Here is a 13,926-nt window from a genome sequence, read left to right as displayed (position 1 = left end):
CATGCCCTGGCAGCACATGCCGTAGCGGCCGTCGTTGAGCACGATCCACACGGCAGGCGCGGCGTACTTCACCGCGGTGTTGATCTCGTTGTGCATCAACATCGAACCGTCACCCACCAGCGCCACGGCGCGGCAGCCTGGGCCGGCGTTTGACGCCAGCGCCGCTCCGACCACGCCGGTAGTGGCGTGGCCCATCGCGCCAAAGCCTGTGCTGACACGGTAGCGCCCAGGCGTGGCGAAACGCAGCCGGTGCGTGGCCCAGATGAACGCGTGGCCCGATTCGGCGAACAAGGTGGCCTCGGTTGCGTCGACCACCTGGCACTGGATCGCGTCCATCAACACCTCGGGTCGAACGCAGTCGGACCGGACCAGTGTCGTGGCCACGATGGTCGGCGGTGAGCATGTCAAGGTCGGCCGTGTCGCGCCCGACACGTGTCGACCCGCTGGCAGCGACGCCAGCAGCCCGCGCAGCAAAGCGCCAACGTCGGCCGCGATCGGCAAGGTCGCGGCATCGGGGTAGGCGACGCCGGGCACCTCGGGGTTGACATCGACATGCACGAAGCCGCGGCGCGGCACGAAGCGCGGGTCGAACAAGGACGAAGCTTCACCCAGCCGCGAACCCAGCACGAGGATGCGCGCCGGGCGGTGGGTGGCCACCCAGGCCGCGACTGACTCGTGGCCGCCCATGCCGCTGACACCGATGAACTGCGGGTGCGCCTCAGGCAGGACGCCTTTGCCGCGCGGCGTGCAGAACACCGCCGCGCCGGTGCGCTCGGCGAACGCCCTCACCTCGCGGGCCGCGCCACGTGCGCCAAAGCCGAGCCAGAGGGCGAACGGCCCATCGGCCAGCGCTTGCTGGCAAGCGTGAAGCATCGCCGGTGTCGGCACATCCGGGGCTTCAGCGGACAGCGCGTCACCGAGCGCGAACAGCCTGAACGGCACTTCCGTCGGCATGGCCTGCACCGCGGTCGGCAAGGCGATGTGGGCCATGAACCCACCGCGTCGCGCCAACCCTTGCACCAGCTGGTGCATCAACCCAGGCAGGCTACTCGAGTCTTCGAGCACGCGGGCGAAGTGGAACAGCGGGCCGCTGTCGTACAGGCTTTGCGGCATCGTCGAAGGCGAGGTTTCCTGAATCGCGAATCGCCCCCGCGACGCTGCCGACGAGCAGGCGGACAGCAAAATCACCTTCGCCCCCTCGCCGCGGGCGGCCAGCAGGCCGGTGAGCGCGTTGGTCAGGCCGGGCCCGGTGGTGGTGAACACCAGCACCGGCCGCCCGGTGACGAAATGCGCTTCCGCCGCTGCGAAGGCCGCGCCGCTCTCGTGCCGAAAGTGGCAGACCTGCAAGCGGCTGGCCGACATCGCGTGCCACAGCGTCGCCATCGCCCCGCCCGAGACGCCGAAGGCTTGCCGCACCCCGAGCTGCAGCAAGCCCTCCACCAGCACGGCCGCCAGCGTGGGGCACGCAGCTATCGGCGACGCGGCCGCGTCCGGCACTTGGAGATCACGAACACCCATGGCGATTCCTGCGGTTGGTCCACCAGGCGCCTGGGACGGCCCCAAGCGCCGGTGGCACGCAGTCTGGGCGGCCGCCCATCGCCGCCCAAGCATCATCGGACGGACCACGGGGTGACGGGATCAAGCCACGATGGAACGCGACGGGCCGCGAGCCGCGGGACCAAGCTCGAAACGCGGAGATGGCGCGCGCAGGCCATCGCGGCGGCCTGCGGGTATCCTCCCGCCCCATGTACGCGAAGTTCTTCGGCCTGAGGCAGCCGCCGTTTTCGATCGCGCCGGATCCGCGCTATCTGTTCATGAGCGAGCGCCACCGCGAGGCGTTGGCGCACCTGCTGTATGGCGTCAAGGGCGGCGGCGGTTTCGTGCTGCTGACCGGCGAGATCGGTGCCGGCAAGACAACCGTCTGCCGCTGCTTCCTCGAGCAGGTGCCGCCGCGCTGCAACGTCGCCTACATCTTCAACCCCAAGCTCACGGTGCCCGAGCTGCTGCAGACGGTGTGCGACGAGTTCCGCATCCCGCTGCCGGCGCTGCCGCCGGCCCACGAGGGCACGCCAAGGTCGATCAAGGAGTTCATCGACCCGCTCAACGAATTCCTGCTGCGCACCCACTCGGTCGGCCAGACCAATGTGCTGATCATCGACGAGGCGCAGAACCTGTCGGCCGACGTGCTGGAGCAGTTGCGCCTGCTGACAAACCTGGAAACGGCCGAGCGCAAGCTGCTGCAGATCATCCTGATCGGCCAGCCCGAGCTGCGCGACATGCTGGCCCGGCCCGAGCTGGAGCAACTGGCCCAGCGCGTGATCGCGCGCTATCACCTGAGCGCACTCGACGAGGCCGAAACGGCCCGCTATGTGGCGCACCGGCTGGGCGTGGCCGGCGGCGAAGGGGCGTCGCCATTCGACAAGGCCGCGCTGAAGCGCATCCACCAGTTGTCGCGCGGCGTGCCGCGGCGTGTGAACCTGCTGTGCGACCGCGCACTGCTGGGCGGTTATGCGACCGGCCAGGCCAAGATCGGCGTCGAGGTGATCGAGCGCGCCGCCGCGGAGGTATTCGGCGACCACCACCCGTCGGCAGCGCTGACGGGCTGGCCGGCACAGGCCCGCCGTGCCGCGCCCTGGGCCGGTGGTTTGCTGGCCGGCGTGTCGATCGCCGCCGCGGCTGCTTGGGTGATGCGACCCACCACTCCCGCGCCGGCGGCCGCCCAGCCGGCGACCATGGCGGCCGCGGTCGCGAGCGGCACGCTGCGTGGCGCGGCCGGCAGCCCTGCCCCGGTGCCCCCCGCCAGCGCACCGGCGAGCAACGCCGCGCCCGCGACTGCCGGGGCGACGGCCACCGCCAGCCCGGCCGCACTCAGCGCGGCCGAACTGCGCGCCACGTTCAATGCCGAGTTGCATGGCGAGGCCGACGCCTGGCGCGAGCTGGCCTCGGCCTGGGGCGTTACGCTTGGCAACGGCAACGACTTCTGCGCCAGTGCCATGCGCCAGGCCCTGCCCTGCTTCAAGGGCCCGGGCAGCCTGGCGTTGGTACGCCAGCTGGATCGCCCCGGCGTGCTGGTGCTGTACGACGGCGACAACCGTCCCTTCCATGTGCTGCTGACCACGCTGACGGCCGACACCGCCACGCTGCGCCGCGGCAAGGCCAGCGTCACCGTGCCGTTGGCCACGCTGGGTGCGGCCTGGCGCGGTGACTTCGGCACCTTCTGGCGCGCGCCACCGGGTTATGCCGGCCCGGGCACGCTGACGACGGCCAACCCCGAAGCCAGCGCCTGGCTGATGGAGCGTCTGGGCCGCGCGTTGCGGGGCGAGCGCCGGCCGGGTTCAGCGGCCGAGCCGGCCCGCGAGCCCTTCACGGCCCGTGTCGCGAGCTTCCAGGTCGCGCAGGGCTTGTCGCCCGACGGTGTGGCCGGACCGATGACGGTGATGCTGCTGAACCGCGCCACTGGCGTCGACGAGCCACGGCTGTTGCCGCCCCCAGCAACGACGACCGCGCGTCGCTGACGAACACCTTTCGACGAATTTCGATCGCCCACGATGTCTTACATCCTCGACGCCCTGAAGCGGGCCGACGCCGAACGGGAGCGCGGCCAGGTGCCAGGCCTGCACGCGCAGTCCATCGAAGGCGCGCCCGGCAGCGGACGCGGCACGGGCTTGCCGCGCTGGGCGCTGGCTGCCGGCGGCGGCACCGCACTGGTCGTGGTGGCCGCATTGGCCTGGCGCATGGGCGCGGACGCGCACGCGCCGCTGCCGGCACCGCTGGGAACATCCGAATCCGCGCCAGCACCGATGGTCGCGACGGCACCACCGCCGATGGCTGAACCACCGGCTGTCACGCCAGCCCCGGCCGTTGAGCCGACGCCGGCACCGGCCGTGGCACCTGCACCACCGCCCGTGGCCTATGTGGCGCCGCCTGCACCGCGGCCCGTGCGCGAGGTCAAGCCAGCGGCTCAACGCACGCCCCCCCCACCGCCGCCCGTGGCCACGCCAACGGTGCGGGTGCCGGCGCCGGTGCCCGCCCCCGCTGCGCTGCGGGCGCCGGAAGCGGCCCCCACCGCCATCCCGCTGCTGGCCGAGCTACCCGGCACGCTGCGCCAGCAACTGCCCAACCTGACGGTGACCGGCTCGGTCTATTCGGACGACGCGAGCAGTCGCTTCGTGATGCTCAACGGCGAGGTGGTGAAAGAAGGCGGGCAGCCGGCGCCGGGGCTGGTGTTGGAGCGCATCGAGCCGAAGAGCGCCGTACTGCGCTTCAAAGGCCAGCGCTTCCGTCTGGCGTACTGAACCCCGGGCTGCGCCCGGCCCGCCTCCCACGGGGGTTCAAGCAAAGTGGCCAAGCCACATTGCTTGAGGACGGGAGCTTCAACCGGGCCGGTCAGGCGGCCGGCTTGGCCAGCTTGGCCGCGAGGTAGCGCAGTGCGGCGCTGTAGCCCATCACGCCCAGCCCGGCGACAACGCCATCGGCCACCGCCGAGATGAACGAGTGATGGCGAAACTCTTCTCGCTTGTGCACGTTGCTGATGTGCACCTCGACGACCGGCAGCGCCACGCCGGCCAACGCGTCGCGCAATGACACGCTGGTGTGGGTCAACCCGCCGGGGTTGATCACGATGGCTTGCGTGCCGTCCAGCCGCGCCGCGTGGATGCGGTCGATCAGCGCGCCCTCGTGGTTGCTCTGGAAGCACGCCACCGCCAGGCCCAGCGCAGCCGCCTCGTCGACGAAGCGCCGCTCCACGTCGACCAGCGTGTCGGCGCCGTAGATGTGCGGCTCGCGCGTGCCGAGCAGGTTCAGGTTCGGGCCGTTCAGCAAGAGGATGCTCATGGAGCGTGATGCTAATGCGTGAAGCGGCCACCGTGGTGCGGGCGAGGCGTCATCGCACCCGTCGGCGGCACACCGACTTCGTTGCCAACGTGATCACACCGACGTCGAGATAGTTCAGTCACCCAGGAATAGGCATCTATTTGTGATCACATTTCTCGAAATTGGCTAAGATCGCGGCATGAACCACTCCAGCATCGAAGAATTCCTCGCTCGCCACCGCATCCACGAGGTGGAGTGTGTGATCCCCGACATGACCGGCATCGCGCGCGGCAAGATCCTGCCGCGCGACCTGTTCCTGGCCACCGGCGAGATGCGCATTCCGAAGAGCGTGTTGCTGAACACGGTCAATGGCCAGCAACCCGACAACGGCCCCTTCGTCGGTGACACCGACCCCGACATGGTCTGCCTGCCAGACCCAGCCACCGTACGCCTGGTGCCGTGGGCCGCGGAGCCGGTGGCGGTGGTGATCCACGATTGCCAGGAGTGGGACGGCCGCGCGGTCGAGCTGTCGCCGCGCGCCGTGCTGCGGCGGGTGCTGGCGCTGTACGAGCGCCAGGGCTGGAAGCCGATCGTCGCGCCGGAGATGGAGTTCTACCTCGTCGCCCGCCAGCAGAACCCGCACGAGCCGCTGCAGCCGCCGCTGGGCCGCACCGGCAAGCCCGAGGTCGGGCGGCAGAGCTATTCGATCGACGCGGTCAACGACTTCGATCCGTTCTTCATGGAGCTGTCGCAGTTCTGCGAGGTGCACCAGCTCGGCGTTGAAACGCTGATCCACGAGGCCGGTCCAGGCCAGATGGAGATCAACTTCAGCCACGGCGAGCCGCTGGACCTGGCCGACCGCGTGTTCCTGTTCAAGCGCACGGTGCGCGAAACCGCGCTGCGCCACGGCGTGTTCGCCACTTTCATGGCCAAGCCGATGGAGCAAGAGCCGGGCAGCGCGATGCACATTCACCAGAACCTGCTGAGTGCTTCAGACGACCGCAACGTATTCAGCCGTGAAGACGGGGCGGCCAGCGATCTGTTCATGCACTACCTGGCCGGTCTGCAGACCTACATCCCGCAACTGATGCCGATGTTCGCGCCGTACGTGAACTCGTATCGCCGGCTGGCCCCGTACATGTCGGCGCCGATCAACGTGCGTTGGGGCCATGACAACCGCACCTGCGGCCTGCGCGTGCCCAAGTCGGGCCCCGAGTCGCGCCGGATCGAGAACCGCGTTCCGGGCGTCGACGTGAACCCCTACCTCGCGATGGCCGCCACGCTGGCCTGCGGCTGGCTCGGCATGCGCGACAGGCTGCAGCCCACCGAACCCACGGCCGGCAGTGCCTGGAACGTCAGCCACGAACTGCCACGGCACCTGGAAGACGCGATCGAGGCCATGCGAGCCTGCGACCCGGTGAAGGAGGTGTTGGGCGAGCACTTCGTCGACGCCTTCTGCGCAGTGAAGGAGCTCGAGTACGCCACCTACAACCGGGTGATCAGCTCATGGGAACGCGAGCACCTGCTGCTGCTGGTCTGAGCATGACGATGACGACACCCTCCCCCACCGGCGTGGCGGCGTCCCGCGTCCGTGCGGTGACGCAAGCCGAGCGCGCCCGCTATGCCGCCGCGAACCCGCGCTCACGCGAGCAGGCCACCACCTCGGCCCGGCATCTGATGTTCGGCGTGCCGCTGCACTGGATGAACGACTGGGCCACGCCGTTCCCGCTGCAGGTGGCGCAGGCTCGAGGGGCGCGGCTGGTCGACGTGGACGGCAACGAGCGTGTCGACTTCTGCCTGGGCGACACCGGCGCGATGTTCGGCCACTCCCCGCCCGCCGTCACGGCCGCATTGCAGCGCCAGGCCGAACGGGGCCTGACCACGATGCTCGCCAACGAGGATGCAGCGGTGGTCTCTGCGCTGCTCGCCGAACGCTTCGGGTTGCCCAAGTGGCAATTCGCAATGACCGCCACCGATGCCAACCGCTTCGTGCTGCGCTGGCTGCGCGCAACCACCGGACGCAAGGTGCTGCTGGTCTTCAACGGCTGCTACCACGGCACCGTCGATGACGTGTTCGTCGACCTGGTCGACGGCCGCCCGCAGCAGCGTGGCAGCCTGCTCGGCCAGGTGCACGATCTGACGGCGACCACACGCGTCGTCGAGTTCAACGACCTGGCCGCGCTGGAAGCAGCGCTCGCACCGGGCGACGTGGCCTGCGTGCTGGCCGAGCCGGTGATGACCAACATCGGCATGGTGTTGCCCGAGCCCGGTTTTTGGGAGCGTGCGATCGCCCTCGTGCACCGCCACGGCAGCCTGCTGGTGATGGACGAGACGCACACCATCAGCAGCGGACCGGGGGGTTACGCGCGCGCCCACGGTCTGGCGCCCGACGCCGTGGTCGTCGGCAAGCCGCTGGGCGGCGGCATGCCTTGCGCGGCCTATGGCTTCAGCGCAGAACTCGCAGCGCGCGCCGAAGCAGCCAAGCGCGCCGCGCCGCCCGGGCACTCCGGCATTGGCACCACCCTGACCGCCAATCTGCTGGCCATGGCTGCGATGCGCGCGACGCTGACCGAGCTGATGACACCAGCCGTGTTCGCAACGCTCCACGCGCGCTCCACCCGGCTCGCCGAAGGCTTGCGTACTGCGATCGCGCGCCGCCGCGTGCCCTGGTGCGTGACACAGGTCGGCGCACGCTGCGAATTCCAGTTCTGCGCCACGCCACCTCGCAACGGCAGTGAAGCCAGCGCGGCGATGGACGACGATTTGGAACGGGCACTGCACCTGTTCCTGCTCAATCGCGGTGTGATGATCACGCCCTTCCACAACATGATGCTGGTCTGCCCCTACACCACCGATGCCGACGTCGACCGGCTGCTGGCCGCATTCGACGAAGTGCTGACAGCCCTAACGGCCACAGCATGACGTGCCTGCGTGCCACACCTCAACCGGTTCCAGCAGGGAGGCGGCGGTGCCTCCGGGCGCCGGCCTCATTCGAGGTCGCCCCAAAGAGATGACGACCCCCAGCACCACGCAGCAAGACAGCACCTACGCCACGCTGCGCCAATGGCTCACCGTCGGTCGCTTTCTGCCCGGCGAGCGGCTGAAGATCCGCACCGTGGCTGCGGAGATGGGGGTGGGCCAGATGCCCGTGCGCGCCGCGTTGCAGCGGCTGGCTGCCGAAGGTGCGCTGGTCAACGTGCCGCACGCCGGCGTGACCGTGCCACGGCTGTCATTGCCCGAGTTCGACGACCTGCTGCAAATGCGCATACTGCTCGAAGGCGAAGCCGCCGAGCGCGGCGCAGCGCGGCTCGACGCGGCCGGCACCAAGGAGCTGACCGCTCTGTGCCGGCGCATGGAGCGCGCGCTTGCCAAGGCCAATCCCAGTGACTACCTGGCGGCCAATGAAGACTTCCACGTGCGCCTGTACCGCGCCGCGGGCTCGCCTCTGTTGTTTGAGCTGATCGATACCTTGTGGCTCAAGGCCGGCCCGATCTCGAACCAGCTCTTCGACACGCCCGACGCAGCAGCCGTGCTGAACGACGCCCACGAAGACCTGGTGAAAGCCTTGACCCGACGCGACAGCGCCGGCGTGCGCCGCGCAGTCGAGAAGGACATCTTTGTCGCCGGGCAGTTCCTGCGCCGGTGCATTCAGCAGCAGCGCTGAGACTTGCGTTCGCTCGATGCGCGCCCAGGCCGAGTGGTTGTGACAACGCTCACATCGCGAAGGCGATGTGAGCCGTTGCCGCAATCACTCGCTTTCGCGAACGCGAAAGCCGCCGGCTTGCCGGCGGGCTTAGGCCCGCTCTATGCGGGCCCAAGCCGAGTGGTTGTGAATCGACTCAAAGTTCTCCACATCCACGACATAGCGGCCAATGCGCTTGTCGGCATTCAATGCCAGCGCCACGTCCCGCACCAAGTCCTCGACGAACTTGGGGTTCTCGTAGGCGCGCTCGGTGACCCACTTTTCGTCGGCACGCTTGAGCATCGGCCAGATCTCGCTCGACGCGGCTTCTTCGGCAAAGCGCACCAATTCGTGCCACTCGATCGGCGCCCTGTCGGGCGACGCCACTTCGACGCGGATCGTGACCAGCGAGCGCTGGTTGTGGGCGCCGTAGTCCGAGATTTCCTTCGAGCACGGGCACAGGCTCTTCACCGGCACACCGACCTCGATCCAGACCGACGTCTTGTCGCCGCGTTTTTCGGCGACCAGGGCGCCGGCATAGTCGAGCAAGCTTTGCAGGCCTGACACCGGCGCACGCTTGCGGATGAAGAACGAGAATTTGGCCTCGATGCGGCCCTCGGCGGCGTTGAGCTTGTCCAGCATCACCGCCAACTCGCGCGACAGCCCGGCCGCGTCCAGCGCCTTGTCCTGGGCATCCAGCCACGCGACGAAGCGCGACATGTGGGTGCCCTTTTTCTCGGCGGGCAGCGCCACGTCCAGGTTCCACAGCGCGGCCGTGCTCTGCTCGGCACCAGCCACTTTCAGCGTCAGCGGGTAGCGCACGTCCTTCACGCCGACGCGTTGGATGGCCAGATGTCGCTCGTCGCGTTCGCTCTGGGTGTCGGGGATGTGCAGCGCTTCGGTCGGGTGATTCATGGGAAAACAGCGGGGAACCAGCCGCGTAGCTTCGCAGCTTTCGACAGCGCTTGCTGTCGCCAGGGTGAATACCGATCCGTGTTAAGCCGCCGCCGGCGTCACCAGCGACAGCGGCGCGCCGAAACGCTTGATCACCGCCTGCTCGATGCCGGCCGCATCCAGCCCACACAGCGCCAGCAGCTTGGCCGGATCGCCGTGCTCGATGAATTCGTCGGGCAAGCCCAGGCGCAGCACCGGGGTGTTCAGGCCGGCGGCGGCCAGAGTCTCCAGCACGGCGCTGCCGGCACCACCAGGCAGGCAACCCTCTTCGATCGTCACGATCGCTTCATGGGTACGCGCCAACTGCAGCACCAGCTCGGTATCCAGCGGCTTGGCAAAGCGCATGTTGGCCACCGTCGCGTCCAGTTTGCCGGCGGCCGTCAAGGTGGGGTACAGGATCGTGCCAAAGGCCAGCATCGCGATGCGGCGGCCTTCGCGGCGAATCTCGCCCTTGCCCCAGGGCAGCGTCGTCAGGCCGGGCTGCACCGCCACGCCAGCGCCGCTGCCGCGCGGGTAACGCACAGCCACCGGGCCATCATGCTTGAACGCCGTCGTCAACGCCTGGCGGCATTCGTTCTCGTCCGCCGGCGTCAGCATCGCCATGTTGGGCACGCAGCGCACGTAGGCAATGTCGTAAGCGCCACAGTGGGTCGCGCCGTCGGCACCGACGATGCCGGCGCGGTCGAGCGCGAACATCACGGGCAGGTTCTGGATCGCGACGTCGTGGATCAACTGGTCGTAGCCGCGCTGCAGGAAGGTCGAGTAGATCGCGACCACCGGCTTCAGCCCTTCGCAGGCCAGGCCGGCACCGAAGGTGACCGCGTGCTGCTCGGCGATGCCGACGTCGTGGTAACGCTTCGGGAAGCGCTTCTCGAACTCGACCATTCCAGAGCCTTCGCGCATCGCCGGCGTGATGCCGACCAGGCGCTCATCGGTCTCGGCCATGTCGCACAGCCATTGGCCGAAGACCTGGGTGAAGGTGGCCTTGGGCGCCGTGGCGGGTTTTTGCAGGCCGACGGCCGGGTCGAACTTGCCCGGGCCGTGGTAGTTGACCGGGTCGGACTCGGCCAGCTTGTAGCCGTAGCCCTTCTTCGTCACCACGTGCAGGAACTGCGGGCCCTTGGCCTCGCGCAGGTTTTCCAGCGTCGGCACCAGCGAATCGAGGTCGTGGCCGTCGATCGGGCCGACGTAGTTGAAGCCGAACTCTTCGAAGATCGTGCCGGGAACGACCATGCCCTTGCTGTGTTCCTCGAAACGCTTGGCAAATTCGTACAACGGGGTGTTCTTCAGCACGCTCTTGGCGCCCTCGCGCGCTGCGGCGTAGAACTTGCCGCTCATCAGGCGCGCCAGGTAGCGGTTCAGCGCACCGACCGGCGGGCTGATCGACATGTCGTTGTCGTTCAGGATCACCAGCATGTCCGGCAAGCCGTGGCCGCCGGCGTAACCACCGTGGTTCAGTGCCTCGAAGGCCATGCCGCCGGTCAAGGCGCCGTCGCCGATGACCGCAACCGCCTTGCGGTTCTCGCCCTTGAGCTTGGCGGCGTGGGCCATGCCCAGCGCGGCGGAGATCGACGTCGACGAGTGGCCGACGCCGAAAGTGTCGTACTCGCTCTCGCAGCGGCGCGGAAAGCCACTGATGCCCCCCAGCTGCTTCAGCGTTGCCATGGCCTCGCGGCGACCGGTGAGGATCTTGTGCGGGTACGACTGGTGGCCCACGTCCCACACCAGCCGGTCGTACGGGGTGTTGAACACGTGGTGCAGCGCCACCGTCAACTCCACCGTGCCCAGGTTCGACGACAGGTGGCCGCCGGTGCGGCTGACGCTGTCGAGCAGGAAGTCGCGCAATTCGCCGGCCAGCGTCTTCAGCTGGGCGCGGTTGAGCTTGCGCAGGTCCTGCGGCGACTGGATGGTTTGCAACAAGGCTTGGGTCATGGCTTGCTCGCGATCCGGCGGTGGCGCGGTCAGTGATGGCGGTCGACCACTTTGTCGGCCAGCCAGGCCAGACGGTGGGTGCGGCCAAGGCCGCTGCGCCGAAGCGCTGCCTGCGCCTGGTCTCGCAACTCGTCGGCATGGCGGCGCGCGGCGGCCATGCCCAGCACGGTGACGTAGGTCGGCTTGTCGTTTTCCAGGTCCTTGCCGGCCGTCTTGCCCAGCGTCTCGGATTCCTGCGTGACATCGAGGATGTCGTCGACGACCTGGAAGGCCAGGCCGATCGCCGCACCATAGTCCGACAGCGCTTCCCACGCGGCGGGGATGGTGGCGCCGCAAGCGGCCCCCATCAGCACACTGGCCTGGAGCAGCGCGCCGGTCTTGCGGCGGTGCATGTCGCGCAGCGCGGTTTCATCCAGCCGATGGCCGACGCTGGCCAAGTCGATGGCCTGGCCGCCGGCCATGCCCCGGTGGCCGGCGGCCCGGGCGAGCAGCCCGACCAGCTTGGCTTGCAGTGCCGGCGGGATGCCCTGTTCGGGCGTCAAAACCTCGAAAGCCAGCGCCTGCATCGCATCGCCGGCCAGCATGGCTTGTGCCTCGCCGTATTTCACGTGCACGGTCGGCTTGCCGCGGCGCAGCGCGTCGTCGTCCATGCAAGGCATGTCGTCATGCACCAGCGAATAGGCGTGGATCAGCTCCACCGCCACCGCCGCCCGCATCGCGGCATTCGACTGGCCGTCGACCGCCTCGCAGGCGGCCAGCGCCAGCAGCGGGCGCAAGCGCTTGCCACCGTCCAGCACGGCGTAGCGCATCGCCTCACCCAGCCCCGCGGGCGGATCAGCCGGCACCAGGCTGTCCAGAGCCGATTCGACGGCCGTCAGCTCAGCGCGTGCCCAAGCATCGAAATCTTCTGATGTCATGCGTTCGTCCAGGGCTTTTGCAGCCCCTCCTCGAGGACCTTCACTTGGGTCTCGACGCTCGCCAGCCGAGCGCGGCAGAAATCGAGCAGAACGGCGCCGCGGCGATAGCCTTCCAGCAACCTGTCCAGCGGCAGTTGCCCACCCTCCATGGCCTGTACCAGCGCATCCAGCTCCGTCAGCGCGGCTTCATAGCTGGCGGGCACGTCAGCGGCCGGGGCTGCGGGGGAGGCGGCGCGGGGCATCTTGGATTGTTACGGGCAAATGGCAATTGTAGTCAGCACATTTCGCGTAAACCCGTATCGGGGTGCTTGCGCAGGCAAAAGCCGCTGCAAATTACCCGCGCCGTGGCCCGGACCCGACAGCCCGGCTAGAATACGTCCCCCCGCTGCCCAACCTCTCACAGGGTGTGAAGCGGGGTTTCATTTTTTCAGACCCACCCGCGGGGCCACCGGGTGGGGGGCAGACATGTTTTTTGGAGATCCTGGGGATCATGTCGGACCTGAGCATCACGCTGGAAGCTCTGGAGCGCGCGCGCTCTCAACTCTCCGTATCCACCTATTTCGACGAGGATCTGCTCCGTAGGGAGCAGGAACTCATCTTTCAGCACGGACCGCGCTACCTGGCGCACGAGCTGTCCGTGCCCGAACTGGGCGACTACTACGCGCTGCCCCAAGAGGGCGAAGGGCGCGCGCTCGTGCGCACCCGCGATGGGGTCGAGCTGGTCTCGAACGTCTGCCGGCACCGGCAGGCGGTGATGCTTCGTGGGCGCGGCAACACGCGCTCGAACATCGTCTGCCCGCTGCACCGCTGGACTTACGACCTGCATGGCCAGCTGATCGGCGCGCCGCACTTCGACCATGACCCCTGCCTGCACCTGAACAACTACAAGGTGCGTCAGTGGAACGGTCTGGTCTTCGAAGACAACGGGCGCGACATCGCCGCCGACCTGGCCCATTTGGGCCCGCGGGCCGATCTCGACTTCTCGGGCTATGTGCTCGACCACGTCGAGATGCACGAGTGCAAGTACAACTGGAAGACCTTCATCGAGGTCTATCTGGAGGACTACCACGTCGGCCCGTTCCACCCGGGCCTGGGTCAGTTCGTCACCTGCGACGACCTGCGCTGGGAGTTCGGCAAGCACCACTCGGTGCAGACCGTCGGCGTGCGCAACACCCTGGAACGGGCCGGCTCACCGGTCTACGAGCGCTGGCACGAGCAGGTGCTGCGCGCCGGCAGCGGCCAACTGCCCAAGCACGGGGCCATCTGGCTGACCTACTACCCGAACATCATGATCGAGTGGTACCCGAACGTGCTGACCGTCTCGACGCTGTACCCGCAGGGGGCGCAGAAGACACTCAACGTGGTCGAGTTCTACTACCCGGAAGAAATCGCCGCCTTCGAGCGCGAATTCGTCGAGGCCCAGCGCGCCGCCTACATGGAGACCTGCGTCGAGGACGACGAGATCGGCGAGCGCATGGACGCTGGCCGCAAGGCCCTGTTCGAGCGTGGCGACGACGAATCGGGCCCCTACCAGAGCCCAATGGAAGACGGCATGCAGCACTTCCACGAGTGGTACCGCCGCGTCATGGGGCTGGGCCGCCCCAGCTGGTAGGTTTCGACATTGGCCGG

The 13,926-nt window shown here is 68.4% G+C and carries 12 protein-coding genes; 6 read left to right on the top strand and 6 right to left on the bottom strand.

Annotated elements, in window-relative coordinates; genetic code table 11:
- A partial coding sequence (locus VFY73_RS07045; RefSeq protein ID WP_329717217.1) for a thiamine pyrophosphate-binding protein occupies positions 1-1,518 on the bottom strand: 1,518 nt, incomplete at its 3' end.
- A gap of 227 nt (positions 1,519-1,745) precedes the next feature.
- Here VFY73_RS07045 and VFY73_RS07040 point away from each other — a divergent pair.
- Both VFY73_RS07040 and VFY73_RS07035 read left to right on the top strand, forming a co-directional pair.
- A complete protein-coding gene (locus VFY73_RS07040; protein WP_329717216.1) occupies positions 1,746-3,515 on the top strand; it encodes an AAA family ATPase in 1,770 nt (589 codons plus the stop codon).
- 33 nt (positions 3,516-3,548) lie between these two features.
- Positions 3,549-4,295: a general secretion pathway protein GspB gene (locus VFY73_RS07035; RefSeq protein ID WP_329717215.1), complete on the top strand. Its 747-nt coding sequence runs from the start codon at positions 3,549-3,551 to the stop codon at positions 4,293-4,295.
- A gap of 91 nt (positions 4,296-4,386) precedes the next feature.
- Here the strand turns inward: VFY73_RS07035 and aroQ are convergent, their stop codons facing one another.
- Positions 4,387-4,833: a type II 3-dehydroquinate dehydratase gene (gene aroQ, locus VFY73_RS07030; RefSeq protein ID WP_329717214.1), complete on the bottom strand. Its 447-nt coding sequence runs from the start codon at positions 4,831-4,833 to the stop codon at positions 4,387-4,389.
- A 178-nt stretch (positions 4,834-5,011) separates the two neighbouring features.
- On the opposite strand from aroQ, the gene VFY73_RS07025 reads away from it, so the two are divergent.
- The 3 genes from VFY73_RS07025 to VFY73_RS07015 all read left to right on the top strand — a co-directional run bounded on the left by VFY73_RS07025 (position 5,012) and on the right by VFY73_RS07015 (position 8,476).
- The gene (locus VFY73_RS07025) at positions 5,012-6,352 is read left to right on the top strand and encodes a glutamine synthetase family protein (RefSeq protein ID WP_329717213.1); all 1,341 of its coding nucleotides are present in this window, start codon (positions 5,012-5,014) and stop codon (positions 6,350-6,352) included.
- A 2-nt stretch (positions 6,353-6,354) separates the two neighbouring features.
- Positions 6,355-7,734 carry an aspartate aminotransferase family protein gene (locus tag VFY73_RS07020; RefSeq protein WP_329717212.1) on the top strand — a complete coding sequence of 460 codons (1,380 nt, stop codon included), beginning with the start codon at positions 6,355-6,357 and terminating at the stop codon, positions 7,732-7,734.
- An 88-nt stretch (positions 7,735-7,822) separates the two neighbouring features.
- Positions 7,823-8,476, top strand: coding sequence for a GntR family transcriptional regulator (locus VFY73_RS07015; protein ID WP_329717211.1), 654 nt, complete (start codon positions 7,823-7,825; stop codon positions 8,474-8,476).
- A 129-nt stretch (positions 8,477-8,605) separates the two neighbouring features.
- On the opposite strand, the gene folE2 is transcribed toward VFY73_RS07015, so the two are convergent.
- The 4 genes from folE2 to xseB form a co-directional block, all read right to left on the bottom strand.
- On the bottom strand, positions 8,606-9,409 hold the full coding sequence (gene folE2 / locus VFY73_RS07010) for a GTP cyclohydrolase FolE2 (protein ID WP_329717210.1): 804 nt from the start codon (positions 9,407-9,409) through the stop codon (positions 8,606-8,608).
- An 81-nt stretch (positions 9,410-9,490) separates the two neighbouring features.
- Positions 9,491-11,380 carry a 1-deoxy-D-xylulose-5-phosphate synthase gene (gene dxs, locus VFY73_RS07005; protein ID WP_329717209.1) on the bottom strand — a complete coding sequence of 630 codons (1,890 nt, stop codon included), beginning with the start codon at positions 11,378-11,380 and terminating at the stop codon, positions 9,491-9,493.
- A gap of 29 nt (positions 11,381-11,409) precedes the next feature.
- Entirely contained in the window at positions 11,410-12,297 is an 888-nt protein-coding gene (locus tag VFY73_RS07000) for a farnesyl diphosphate synthase (protein WP_329717208.1), read from the bottom strand.
- A complete protein-coding gene (gene xseB / locus VFY73_RS06995) occupies positions 12,294-12,539 on the bottom strand; it encodes an exodeoxyribonuclease VII small subunit (RefSeq protein WP_329717207.1) in 246 nt (81 codons plus the stop codon). The genes VFY73_RS07000 and xseB overlap by 4 nt, the downstream gene beginning before the upstream one ends.
- 248 nt (positions 12,540-12,787) lie before the next feature.
- Here xseB and VFY73_RS06990 point away from each other — a divergent pair, with 248 nt between their 5' ends.
- Positions 12,788-13,909 (top strand): aromatic ring-hydroxylating dioxygenase subunit alpha, encoded by a 1,122-nt coding sequence (locus VFY73_RS06990; protein ID WP_329717206.1) that lies wholly within the window; start codon positions 12,788-12,790, stop codon positions 13,907-13,909.
- Positions 13,910-13,926: the final 17 nt, after the last annotated feature.

Origin of the sequence: Ideonella sp. (assembly GCF_036277275.1) — a bacterium.
Taxonomy (GTDB): Bacteria; Pseudomonadota; Gammaproteobacteria; order Burkholderiales; family Burkholderiaceae_C; genus Ideonella.
Note: the sequence above shows the minus strand (reverse complement) of the source record. Positions and strands in the feature narration are given on the sequence as shown.

What these genes read in the sequence shown, in the direction of transcription:
- xseB (WP_329717207.1), bottom strand. Translation starts at nt 12,539, where the DNA reads ATGCCCCGCGCCGCCTCCCCCGCAGCCCCGGCCGCTGACGTGCCCGCC.
- aroQ (WP_329717214.1), bottom strand. Translation starts at nt 4,833, where the DNA reads ATGAGCATCCTCTTGCTGAACGGCCCGAACCTGAACCTGCTCGGCACG.
- VFY73_RS07025 (WP_329717213.1), top strand. Translation starts at nt 5,012, where the DNA reads ATGAACCACTCCAGCATCGAAGAATTCCTCGCTCGCCACCGCATCCAC.
- VFY73_RS07015 (WP_329717211.1), top strand. Translation starts at nt 7,823, where the DNA reads ATGACGACCCCCAGCACCACGCAGCAAGACAGCACCTACGCCACGCTG.
- VFY73_RS06990 (WP_329717206.1), top strand. Translation starts at nt 12,788, where the DNA reads ATGTCGGACCTGAGCATCACGCTGGAAGCTCTGGAGCGCGCGCGCTCT.
- folE2 (WP_329717210.1), bottom strand. Translation starts at nt 9,409, where the DNA reads ATGAATCACCCGACCGAAGCGCTGCACATCCCCGACACCCAGAGCGAA.
- VFY73_RS07020 (WP_329717212.1), top strand. Translation starts at nt 6,355, where the DNA reads ATGACGATGACGACACCCTCCCCCACCGGCGTGGCGGCGTCCCGCGTC.
- dxs (WP_329717209.1), bottom strand. Translation starts at nt 11,380, where the DNA reads ATGACCCAAGCCTTGTTGCAAACCATCCAGTCGCCGCAGGACCTGCGC.
- VFY73_RS07035 (WP_329717215.1), top strand. Translation starts at nt 3,549, where the DNA reads ATGTCTTACATCCTCGACGCCCTGAAGCGGGCCGACGCCGAACGGGAG.
- VFY73_RS07000 (WP_329717208.1), bottom strand. Translation starts at nt 12,297, where the DNA reads ATGACATCAGAAGATTTCGATGCTTGGGCACGCGCTGAGCTGACGGCC.
- VFY73_RS07040 (WP_329717216.1), top strand. Translation starts at nt 1,746, where the DNA reads ATGTACGCGAAGTTCTTCGGCCTGAGGCAGCCGCCGTTTTCGATCGCG.